Below are 11,307 nucleotides of genomic sequence, written 5' to 3'. Positions count from 1 at the left end.
TCCACATCGGGCCGCTCCTCGCGATCGACCTTGATCGGGACAAAGGTATCGTTCAGAACCGCCGCGACCTCCTCATCCTCAAATGACTCTTCCTCCATCACGTGGCACCAGTGGCACGTCGAGTAGCCGATTGAAAGGAAGATCGGCTTGTCTTCCTTCTTCGCCTTCTCAAACGCCTCCTCCCCCCACGGGTACCAGTCCACCGGATTGTCCTTATGCTGAAGGAGATACGGGCTCTGCTCGTCAGCCAGTCGGTTTGCCATGCGATTGCTCTTGGGATGCATTTCGAGTTTCCGAATGCGTCAGGGCTCGTGGAGGCTGTCACCCATGTTCGCACCACGTTCGTCCACGAGAATCCTACCCGTTGACGATTCGCTCGTTCGATCCCACGCGGCGCTGCTCAGCGACCGGAGTCTTCCGATCCAGAGTGGCTTAGAATCGGGCCGTCAGCGTCACCTTCGGCACGACGGTGTCAGACAGGCGGATCCGGCGTCCGTCCGGCCCTGTCAGGGACTCGGTCGTCGGGGTGACGCGAACATCGAGGTTGACCGACGCCTGGTTGTGCCGGGCCTGCCGTTTCGCATCGCCGGCGAAGACGCCGTACGTAAGAGCCGTTCCGGCGAGGGAACCGACGGCCTGCAACAGCACGGCTGCGTCGCTACTGGCATCCGACGCCACGGCAAGCCCGCCCCCGAAGAGCGACCCGGCAAAGCTCCCGAGAACGACGATATTCCCCTGCGACTTCGTGAAGTCACGCTTCCGCACGAGGAGATGCCCGAGAGCGAGGCCTCCGGTCCCAGCAAGCGTGACGGTCAGAGCTGGTCCACTGCTGCCATCCACACCGCTCGCGGCGAGGACCGACCCGACGGCATTCGCCGTCTGCGCCCCGGAGAGTAGGTAGATGCGGGCGTCCCCCTGCGTGTATCGGCCGGTCCGACCGAGCCGGTGTCCGATGATTCCACCGGCAATGGATCCGGCAAACGACAACCCGGCGAGGACCCGGGTGCTTCCGTCTTCTCCAGCGAGCCCCTGCGCGAGACCGAGGCCGATCAGATTTCCTGAGAGACCGGTGAAAGACATCATCTCCGCGTGACCGCCGCTCCAGCGGTTCCGGCGCGCAAGGGAATACGCCAAAATGCTCTCGCCGGCAAGTAATGCCGCGGTGATGCCGGCTGCCGCCTGCTCGTCGTCGACGTCATCGTCGTCGCTAATGAGCAGGTACAACTGGGCCCCGTGCACCGCGCCCTGAGCACCACCGTAAAACGTCATGTCGGCCTCTCCCTCGGTCACATTCGCTTTGCGCGTCAGCAGGAGCGGTGCGAAAAACCCGGTAGCTCCACCGAGGAGCGTCATCGACGCCGCAGCCTCATCCTCGACCCCGAGAGCAACGCTCAACAGGGCACCCTCGATGGCACTCAGATATGTCGTAGAGGCGAGAAGCCCATACCGGCCTTCTTGATTGAGATCCGGCGTGGCTCCGACCTCTCTCATGCGCCGGGTTACACGCTCTCTCAATGCGGCAACGTCTGCCTCGGAGAGGGACCGTCGTTCCCGGAGAGTGCGCGATCCCTCCCGGTACTCAATGACGAGCTCGAACGTCCCGTCTACCAGCCGGTACAGCGTGGCCTCCTGAAAACCGGCGATATCCGGGAACAAGCCGAGTTCATCGCGAAGGTCAGCGTCGATGCGGTAGAGCGTGCTATCTTGGTCGACGGGTACCTGCTGTTCCTGCGCGTGAGCAGGTGGAGCGCAGGCCGCGAGGATGCCCGCTAAGACGAGAACGATAATCGAACGAATAGATGCCGACGCGCAAGACGTGGTCACAGAACTCATGGGCGGAACCAAATTGAAGACGAACACCGACGGCATGCCCGGTCATTCAGCCGATCGCTGAGCGAAGCGGATGTCGCAGATGCGCCCATCCTGTCAGCGTCTCGGCTCACGAACGTTGACGATCATAGCACCGCCAGTTTGGCTGGCAATTAAGATCGCTATAAGCCTCAATGTTCCGCCCCACCGGGTACATATTCCCGGGGGCGGCTGATGTCGTCGGTCCGCTCTCTTAAAAGAGTTCGCTGAAAACGATGGCGTTCAGGAATAAACCGTTCGAGCCATACCAGAACGCCCGGAAGTTCGGGTTATCCATGAACATGACAACATTTCCACGACCAACGTTGTGCGCCTCGATGGACGCAGCGCCGTTTGCGGCCTCGGCCTGTTCCTCGCTGATATAGCCGCTCAATCGGGCCGGTGTGGCGTAGGTCCCGACGCTCACGCCGGGCTCCTTCGACGGCTCGTAAAACCCGGTTCCGACTCGGAAGACGGCCTCCGAAGAGCTGTAGCCGTAGGCGACGGGGTGCGTCGGGTCGAGTTCGACTTCGAAGATGGATCCACCGATTCCCTGTGCGCCGTATGCATTCTGCAAATCAGCGTAGCTTGTCCCGCGAACGAGGGAGTCGACGTCGACCTCACGCTCTTCCATCGTGACCAACTCTGCGTCAACAGGCCAGGACACCGCGTCCTGAAGCGTGATCAGCGTGCCGCCGTCGCGGACCCAGGTCGATATGGTTTCGGCCGGAAGGTCCTCGAAGTCGCCCCCGGCAAGAATGACCGTTCTGTACTCATCCATGTCGACATCATCCACGGTCGTCACGTCGACGAGTGAGACGGGGATGTGCATCCGTTCGTTCAGCAGGTGCCACACCTCTCCCGCGTCGTACGCATTCGTCCCGCTGTACCGAGATGCGCCTCCCGTCCCCGTGATCAGGGCGATTTCCGGTTTCGGGAGAATCTCCGAGCCACGGCTCCCCAGGTCCGGACCGGATGGCGTCATGCCGCCGGCGACCGCGACGACGTCGACGTGATCTTCTGTCGCAATGCGTCGCACCACAGCGTGCACCGAATCCGCCGCTACGCCCCGCTGCTGTACCTGAATGACAATCGCGCCGCGGTCGAATGAGCGCGTTCCGCCACCCGGAATTTGGGCTGTGAACGGATCGGTCATAGCACGCGGACGGACGCCGGCCTCCTGCATCCGGTACACGGCACGGGGCGCAAAGTATCGGCCCCACGGCATCACGTACGCGTAGTCGGACTGGCCACCGACGACCTGACCGCCATCGTAGGACACGTCGCTGATCTCGCTACCGAGATCCGGCGTGCGCTCCAGTGAGGTGTACTCCACTCCGTATGCGAGCGGCAGTGTCCACGTGGAGACGTCGTAGAACAGGGAATCGGGATATTCGGACGTCCGCTCCATGGCGGCCTTCACGAACCGGCCCTGCTCCTGATCCAGCGGCACGACGTACGCTTCACCCGGCCGGTACGTTCGTCCTCCTGCAGAGACCGACTCGCCGAGGTCGTACAGCTTGACGCGGTGGCGTTGAAGCGTCTGAGCAAGGGCCTGTGCACGGGTCCGGCGGCCCGTCATGTCGACCACGTACGCCCGTTCGTCCGCATCGGACAGCGCCTCCTCGCGGTCGGCGTAAAAGTCACGCTGATGCGCCAGCAGGTCCGTGCGCATCTCCGTGACCGCGGACATGGTCGATAGCGAGGCGAGAAACTGGTTGCGCACCGTGAACGCGTAGGTCATCACGCCTTTCGACGTTTCGGTCTGTAGCGACCGGGAAGACGCCTGTTCGAAGAGAATACCGATGGACCCGTTGATGTCGGGGTAGGTGGAGCCTTTTCCGTAATAGAAGTCGTCGAACGACTCCCGCGTGTAGAACAGGGAGCCGATGCGCTCGAGGTAATCGGCGTGGTAGGTCGCGATCTCGCCGGTGAGGTCTTGATTTCGCTCCGGCGTATTCGGATTCGTCCGGCTCGGAATGCCCGGCTGGAAGAAGTAGGTGGCCTCCGGACCCATTTCGTGGTAGTCGGTTAGCACCTGCGGGCGCCAGTCGTGAAAGACCTCCAGCCGCCCCTGCGACGCCGGATGCTGCCCCGGGAGCCAGTCGCGGTTGAGATCGAACCAGTAGTGATTCGTGCGTCCCCCGGGCCAGGGCTGGTTGTGCTCACGATCCTGCGGATCCGTGGTAGCCACCTCCCCGCGGTTGCCGTTTACCCAGTCCACGAAGCGGTCGCGCCCATCCGGGTTGAACATGGGGTCGACGATCGTCACCGCATTCTCCAGCGCGTCATCAACCTCCGGTCCGTTTCCGGCTGCCAGGTGGTACAGAAGCAGAATGGCCGCCTCCGTGCCGCTGGCTTCGTCCCCGTGAATGGAGTAGCCCATCAGAACAACTGCCGGCATCGTGGCCAGGTCGTCGTCCGAGACGTCCTCCGGTTGCGCTGTAAGCTGTCGGTTCGCCGATTTGATCTCATCCAGGCGCCTATGATTCTCAGGGGAGGTGACGATCGCATGGATGAGTTGGCGCCCCTCGTAGGTCCGCCCGTGAGTGGAGAGGGTGACCCGGTCGCTGGCGGCAGCAACCGCCTCAAAATAATCGACCACCTGTGCCGGACGTGTGTGTCGCTCACCGATGCGATGCCCGATGATGGCTTCGGGAACGGGGATGGCGTCGTCGTAGGATGTCACGCCGGGGACGGGCGTATCGATCGATAACGGCACCGTCGGCTGCGCGTCAGCGCTGGTGGGAGCGACGACGCCAGCGATCAGAAGGATCAAAAGAAGGGCGAGGACCGGCGTCCGGTCACACGAATGGCGAATGGGCATACGGCTTTGGTCAGAATCGCTGTGGAAAACGATGGAGAGGAGCGTGCCGGACGGAGCAACGGTCGACGGCTCTTCCTCTCGGCAGGGCAAGAAGTATACAAGAGGACGACCATCTTTTCAGCACCGCTCAGACACACCGGACGACCGTTTACGAAATCGGCACCTTGCACCTCCCACCCGCTGTCGGCGCATTGGTGGCCTGACCCCGGCGCCTCTACGCTAAGACCGCAGTCCAATGACGACGTCCATTACATTCGTGTGCGTCGGCCCGGTTTGCAGGCAGGTCTCGGATGCCCGGTGCGCCCTGTAGCTGTCGTTCGCGTCGAGGGCGGCCGTGGGATCGACGTCGTAGGTTCGCATCGTAGCAGCCGTCTGCCGGGTTGCCCACGCGCCGGCGACGTCCGTCGGTCCGTCGATACCGTCCGTACCGGCGCTCAGAAGAATGATGTCATCCTCTCCCGTTCCGCCAGCGGTCTCTTCCATCTCAATCGCGGCGGCCAGCGCAAGCTCCTGGTTTCGCCCCCCGGCTCCGTCGCCAGTGACGGTGACCGTGGTTTCACCGCCCCAGAGCCATGCCGAAGGCGCGTCCACCTGGTGATGCATCATTTCGCGAACGCATCGCCGCCCGGCTTCGCACGCTTCCCCGTCGAGGTGATCCTCTGCAACGACCCGGTAGCCCCGCGACACCGCCTCGCGGCGGGCCGCCGCCACAGCATCCGCGCTCGAAGCGACGATCTGCGTGCGGACACGTCCGAGGTCATCGGCCGACTTCGGAGTCTCCGCTCGTCGCCCACGTGCCCCGGCCGTCAGATGATCGCGAACGGTCGGGGGCAGGTCGTGCCAGATGTTCGACCGATACGCGACCCGGAGCGCATCGGCAAACGTAGACGGATCACGGACCGTCGGGCCGCTCGCGATCACCGACAGATCATTTCCTGGCACATCCGACACGACAAGCCCCGCAATATCGGCCGCCGAGGCGGCGGCAAGCTGGCCTCCGCCAAGCCGGGTTAGGTGCTTGCGAACCACGTTTATGTCGTGGATCGGCGCTCCGCTTCGTACCAGCAGCCGATACGTGGCTCTCAAATCCCAGACATCGACGCCTTCGACCGGCGTCGAAATCAGTGCCGTGCCCCCGCCAGAGATTAATATGAGAAGCAGCTCCCGATCAGTGGCGCGGTTGGCCTCGGCGAGGACTCGACGCCCGGCCCTGTCGCTATCCTGCCCGGCAACGGGATGGTTGCCAACGAGAACGTCGACTGCCTCGGGTTCGTGCTCATCGGCCGGCACCGTGTCCGGATACCCCGGCGGCACGACGGCCACGCCCCCTCGTACCGACAGACCGTTCTCGCGGCACAGGCGTTCGGCGGCGCCGCTCATGGGAAGGGCGGCTTTCCCGAAGGCAACAACACGTACACCATCGTACGAACCCAGCGGTCGCGGCGCTGCGTCGGCCGGGTTGATCGATGGAAAGATCCGGGCTGCCTTCACCTCTCGTACGGCCGCGTCGAACATCGCCCGAACGTCGCGAAGAAAGGAGGAAGCATATTCCGATGAGGCGTTCTCGTCAGCGTGCGTCATTCGCAAGTCGATTCTGGTGCAGTCGGAAGGCGGTAAGGATTGCGGCGGTACGACGGCGGCCGAGCCGGAAACCGCACCGTGAGCAGGTCATAGAGGAACCGAACGGACGTCTGTCCGCAAACGACGTTTTCTTCTCCACCTCCACTCCCGGTCATGGTTTCACCAAGCGACGGCGAGCAGTCTTCCCCTGACGACGAAACAGCCGTTGAATCCAACACAGACGGGGGCGATCACTCCATACACGACGCCGCCCAGCAGGATGGGCGGGTCGGTCGTTTGCACGTCATTACGGACTTCAAACTGCAGCAGCAACGCTCCCACGCCGAACTGGCACGGCTGGCGCTGCGCGGTGGAGCCGACACCATCCAGTTCCGCCAGAAGCACGGCGGCATACGTAACCTTCTTTCGCAGGCACGGGCCACTCAGGCCGTTTGCCGGGATGCCTCGATGCCCATGATCGTAGACGACCGGCTGGACGTCGCGCAGGCGGTCGGGGCGGCAGGCGTTCATCTCGGGCGGGAAGACTTCCCGATCCGCGAGGCGCGCGACCTGCTGGGCCCGGATGCGATCATCGGCGCAACAGCGAACACGGTGGCGCAGGTGGAGGACGCGCTCGAGGACGGCGCCACATATGTCGGGCTCGGACCCGTATTCAAGACCGGTAGCAAGCGCAACCCGAAATCTGTAGTCGGTCTGGAAACTCTCGCGGAGGCGTGCGACGCCGTCCCGATTCCGGTCATCGCGATCGGCGGCATCACGCACGACCGGGTCCGACCCACGCTGGAAGCCGGCGCCTACGGGGTGGCCGTGCTGTCCGCCATCGCCACGTCGAACAATCCGGAACGCGCAGCCGCCCGGTTCCGCGCGGCAATCGACGGAGCGCTGCGAACGGCGTAATCGAGCGCATGTCATCCGCCGAATCGCCCGACGCGGCTACGTTACGCTGCCCCGTCGATGTCCTCTGCCGCCGCCACAACCGCTGCAACCAGCGCCTCGGGCGACGGCGCCTCCGCCACCGCGTCCGGCCTCACGCCCGCTTCACGAAGCGCAGCCGCCGTGGTCGGACCGATTGCCGCGGTACGGTAGTCCCCCGGCCGAATCTCAGCTTTGCGAACAGCCTCCACACCGGATGGACTGAAGAACGCCAGCCAGCCGGCACGCTCTGGGATTCTAATCAAGGAGCGCGTTGTCGTGCAGTACACGACCTGCTCAGAAAACGGGACACCGGCCGAAGTCAGGCCGTCCGGAAGGGTGTCTTTCCTGCGACTCCCGCTTAAAAACAGGAGCGGCGCCTGAATTGTCTCGTTGTCCCACGCATCGCGAATCCGGTCGACCAGATTCGCCGCCCGGCCGGCCTCTTCTCCGACCGGGTGCAGACCGAGTGCGCGGACCGAGGCCGCCGTTTTCGGTCCAACGACGAAGACCGGCCGATCCGCCCATATCGACGCCAGGTCCGGAGAGTTGAGAAAGACACGCTTGACGGCAGCGGCAGCGCGCGGGCTCGTCATGAGGAGCGCTCCCACGGCGGCCTTCGGGCGCAGTTGTTCGGTCAGGGCATCTTGATACGGAAACTCGAAGGCCAACACCGGACGACAAACCGCCTTGAGGCCCGCTTCGTCGAAGGCCTCGACGTACCGGTCCGGGTCATCTGGACTTCGGAGCAAGACGACGTCTGCAGACATGGACCTCACGATCGGTTCAGCGAAACGGTCGGGCGAATAGCGTCTGACGGGCCGTCACGGGTGGAAGGACGTTCGCCGGCCGCGCTCGCCGAGAATCTCGTCAAGCACCTCCCTACCACCCGCATCCAGCAGCGTCCGCGCGAGATCCCGCGCTTCGCTTTCCGCATCGTCCGGGTCACAGACCCGGTGCTCCCGATACGCGTCCGTACCGTCGAGATCGGCGATGCAGCCGTCCATCTCGATGGCCCCCTCCTCGTTGAACCGGGCGAAGGCGCCTGTAGGCACCTGGCATCCGCCCCCGACGGTTTGCATGAAGGCACGCTCCGCCAGGACGGCCGTGCCCGTTGCGTCGTGGTGAAGCATGTCGTTTAGGGCGTCCGCGATGTCGGGTTCGTCGCTCGCGCAGGCAATCCCGAGCGCCCCCTGGCCGACCGCCGGGACCATGATGTCGACCGGAAAGGCTTCGCGAATGCGGGCGCTGAGACCCATGCGTAGCAGGCCTGCCATGGCCAGCACCATCCCGTGCCAGGAGCTCTCGTCCAACTTCTCCAGTCGCGTGTCGACGTTGCCGCGCACCGGAACGACCGTCAGGTCAGGACGCCAGGATTTGATCTGGGCGCGGCGGCGAAGAGAGGCCGTCGCCAGGGTGGCCCCTTCCGGCAGGTCGCGAAGTCCTGCTCCAACGCTCGGGTGCGGCACGAAGGCGTCGCCGGGATCTTCGCGCTCTCCGATCGCCGCCAGCGTAATGCCCCCCGGAAGATGGGACGGCAAATCCTTCAGGGAGTGGACGGCTACATGCACATCCCCCGCCAGAAGAGCGCGGTCCAGTTCTTTCGTGAACACGGACTCGTCCCCGATCTCGGAAATGGGTACGTCCTGAACCTGATCGCCGCGCGTGAGAATCGTCTCGATCTCCACCCGATGCCCGTGTGCTTCCAGCCGTGAGCGCACGAAATTGGCCTGCCAGAGCGCGAGTTCACTGCCGCGGGTGCCGATAACAAGAGGATCCGGAACGGGCATACGTAAATCGGTCGGAGAGAAAAGAATCAGAGACGCCGGGGTGCAGCGACCGCTGCGGATGCCGGACGAAACCGAAAACCCGCGAGGTCAACCGAATGTTCGGGCCCACTACGCTGCTACCGGGCTCCACACGCCCGGCACGTCGGCTTAACATAAAAATCGCCGCACGTCGTCGCGAATCGCGTCGCGGGGCGTGCGGCGGAAGAGAAGAGAGGGTCGGTGCCTACTCCGCAGAGAAACGGTCTTCGTCCGAGAGGGCTACGGCGCGACGTAGAAGCTCGTCGACGTCGTCGGAGCCGCTCGTTCGATGCGTATCGAAAGGGCATCCGGACGGCGTATCCGAAAGCGACGGCGTCTCATAGGCCGACTCGTTGCGTGCTTTCTCGGCCGACTCGTCCTCGCAGGAAGGGCGTGAGAACAGAGCATGTAAGAGTTTGATGCCGCGAACGAAGTCGATGCTGTCCGGGTCGACGTTTTTCAGCTTCACGATTGGAACCGCCAGAAGCTTTTGCATGATCGACTTCGTGAGGCGGTCGACCTCCTGCCGATTCATGTCGGTGCGGTGCGCGTGCCGGTCCACCTCCTGTTCGCGGATCGCGTCAAACGTGCCGCGAATGGCTTGGATGGCGGGCTGGAGAGCCTGCTGGTGAAAGACCCACGTGACGAAATCCGACATCAATTCGTTGCAGATCTCGCGAGCCCGCGGGATCTCTGCCGTGCGCCGGGCCTCCGTGTCCTTCACGAACGCCTGCAAATCATCCAGATCAAATACCGTGAATCCGGTCAAGGCGTCCACGGCCGGATCGATGTTGCGTGGCATAGCGATATCGACCAGCAACGTCGCGTCCCCGGGATCGCGCGGCGGGAGGTGCTCCGCGATAACGACCGGCTCAGGAGCCCCGGTGGCGACGATCACGAAGTCGGCAGCGGCAACGGCGGAATGGCGCTCCGTCCAAGGGATCGTCGCTGCGTCGTATTCAGTCGCGACGGCCTCGGCGCGATCCGCCGAGCGGTTGGTCACAGAAACGGACGCCGGTCGGGCCTTATCGAGCGCGCCGAGAGCAAGGCGCCCCATTTTCCCGGCACCAACGAGCAAGATATTCAGACCGGCAAATTCATTCACCGCCTCACCAAAGTATCGCCGAGCCATCGCCACGGAGGCAGTCGAGACCGACGCTGCACCGCTGGACAGGTCGGTTTCCGTCGCGACCCGTTTCGCAGCGCGGAAGGCCGTGTGCATGAGACGGTGCAGCAGCGAGTCAACGGCATCGCCGTCAACAGCGAGGCGGTATGCGTCTTTCACCTGCGAGAGAATCTGCCCGTCGCCGGGCACCATAGACCGGATGCCGCTGGCAACCTCAAGGACGTGAAGGATAGCTTCCTCGTCCTCAAACCAAAAGGCCTCGTCCTCCGGAAAGGACCGGCCGGCCATGGATGACAGCGCCTCCTGAATCACTTTCACGTCGGCGGTATCCCCGTAGAGATACACTTCCGTGCGGTTGCACGTCGACAGGAAGATAACTTCGGCGTCGTCCGACAGGTCGAGCGTAGCGTAAAGCTGACGCTTATCCACTTCGTCCAGTGCAAACGCCTCCGTGACGTTCACCGGTACCTGTTCGAAATTGAGGCCGAAAGCGTAAAAGGTCATGCAGCGGTGTCCCTTTTCCAAGACAAATGCAACGATTCGTACAACCGACGGACTACCGGGTTCAAGGGGTGTGGTGAAAACCAAATGAACCGATCTTCACTAAATGCCCCTCTATTGCCAGCGTTCACGGACGCTCCGTGTGTCCACAGCCAAAGCGCCGGGGATAAAGAATGCAAGGTGCAGACCGTGGAGAATCCCGTATGTGGGGGAATGCCCCACCGAACATGCGGGGCCGATTCTGTTTTGCAACGGAAGCGTATGGTACAGGTCGCGCATTGATACCATCGAACACATTTCGGAAACATATCTGGCTCCCCGGTAGGTCCCGGCTTCGCAGGTATTGACACGTCCTCCACGGAGGCCGACCAATTCTCAAACCCAACCGGGCCGTGCGGCCGGCCTGCGTCGCTGGAATATCCAGGCGGCTTTCCAAGTTGCACGTGTCCTCTTCTGCCGCCATTTTTACGCGGGTGTCCCCTGCCCTCGTCTGCCTGTCTCACCGATCGACTGACTGTGACCTCTATCCTTGCCAGTCCCGCAGCCCTCTTCACCGAGCCGATGACCGTCATTGCCGTCCTGGCATCGGTTCTCGCCGGCGTCTTCGCTCTGTCTTCGGTCGAAAAGCTTGAGCCGCTCTTCAAATTCGCCCCACCGGTCATCTGGGCATATTTCATCCCGATGATGTTGACCACCTTCGGGGT

The 11,307-nt window shown here is 63.3% G+C and carries 8 protein-coding genes and 1 pseudogene; 2 read left to right on the top strand and 7 right to left on the bottom strand.

Features of this window, described 5'->3' with window-relative positions:
- The 4 genes from ACFCU0_RS13105 to ACFCU0_RS13090 form a co-directional block, all read right to left on the bottom strand.
- Positions 1–263 (bottom strand): DUF255 domain-containing protein (locus ACFCU0_RS13105; RefSeq protein WP_434974128.1); only part of this gene is annotated, 263 nt, incomplete at its 3' end.
- Between the two features lie 169 nt (positions 264–432).
- Positions 433–1,833, bottom strand: coding sequence for a hypothetical protein (locus ACFCU0_RS13100; RefSeq protein ID WP_434974127.1), 1,401 nt, complete (start codon positions 1,831–1,833; stop codon positions 433–435).
- 229 nt (positions 1,834–2,062) lie between these two features.
- The gene (locus ACFCU0_RS13095) at positions 2,063–4,675 is read right to left on the bottom strand and encodes a M14 family metallopeptidase (protein WP_434974126.1); all 2,613 of its coding nucleotides are present in this window, start codon (positions 4,673–4,675) and stop codon (positions 2,063–2,065) included.
- A gap of 219 nt (positions 4,676–4,894) precedes the next feature.
- On the bottom strand, positions 4,895–6,256 hold the full coding sequence (locus tag ACFCU0_RS13090) for a glycerate kinase type-2 family protein (protein ID WP_434974125.1): 1,362 nt from the start codon (positions 6,254–6,256) through the stop codon (positions 4,895–4,897).
- A 153-nt stretch (positions 6,257–6,409) separates the two neighbouring features.
- On the opposite strand from ACFCU0_RS13090, the gene thiE reads away from it, so the two are divergent.
- Complete coding sequence (thiE, locus tag ACFCU0_RS13085) at positions 6,410–7,153, top strand: thiamine phosphate synthase (RefSeq protein WP_434974124.1); 744 nt, start codon at positions 6,410–6,412, stop codon at positions 7,151–7,153.
- Between the two features lie 41 nt (positions 7,154–7,194).
- Here thiE and ACFCU0_RS13080 read toward each other — a convergent pair whose 3' ends face one another.
- The 3 genes from ACFCU0_RS13080 to hemA form a co-directional block, all read right to left on the bottom strand.
- Positions 7,195–7,938: a uroporphyrinogen-III synthase gene (locus ACFCU0_RS13080; protein ID WP_434974123.1), complete on the bottom strand. Its 744-nt coding sequence runs from the start codon at positions 7,936–7,938 to the stop codon at positions 7,195–7,197.
- A 54-nt stretch (positions 7,939–7,992) separates the two neighbouring features.
- A complete protein-coding gene (hemC, locus tag ACFCU0_RS13075; protein ID WP_434974122.1) occupies positions 7,993–8,958 on the bottom strand; it encodes a hydroxymethylbilane synthase in 966 nt (321 codons plus the stop codon).
- A 223-nt stretch (positions 8,959–9,181) separates the two neighbouring features.
- Positions 9,182–10,606: a glutamyl-tRNA reductase gene (gene hemA, locus ACFCU0_RS13070; RefSeq protein WP_434974121.1), complete on the bottom strand. Its 1,425-nt coding sequence runs from the start codon at positions 10,604–10,606 to the stop codon at positions 9,182–9,184.
- Positions 10,607–11,119: 513 nt separating this feature from the next.
- Between hemA and ACFCU0_RS13065 the strand changes: the two are divergent.
- A pseudogene (locus ACFCU0_RS13065) lies at positions 11,120–11,307 on the top strand (DUF819 domain-containing protein); the annotation flags it as partial.

The organism is Longibacter sp., assembly GCF_051155795.1.
In the GTDB taxonomy this organism is placed as follows: domain Bacteria; phylum Bacteroidota; class Rhodothermia; order Rhodothermales; family Salinibacteraceae; genus Longibacter.
This window is presented reverse-complemented; position numbering and strand designations above follow the sequence as displayed.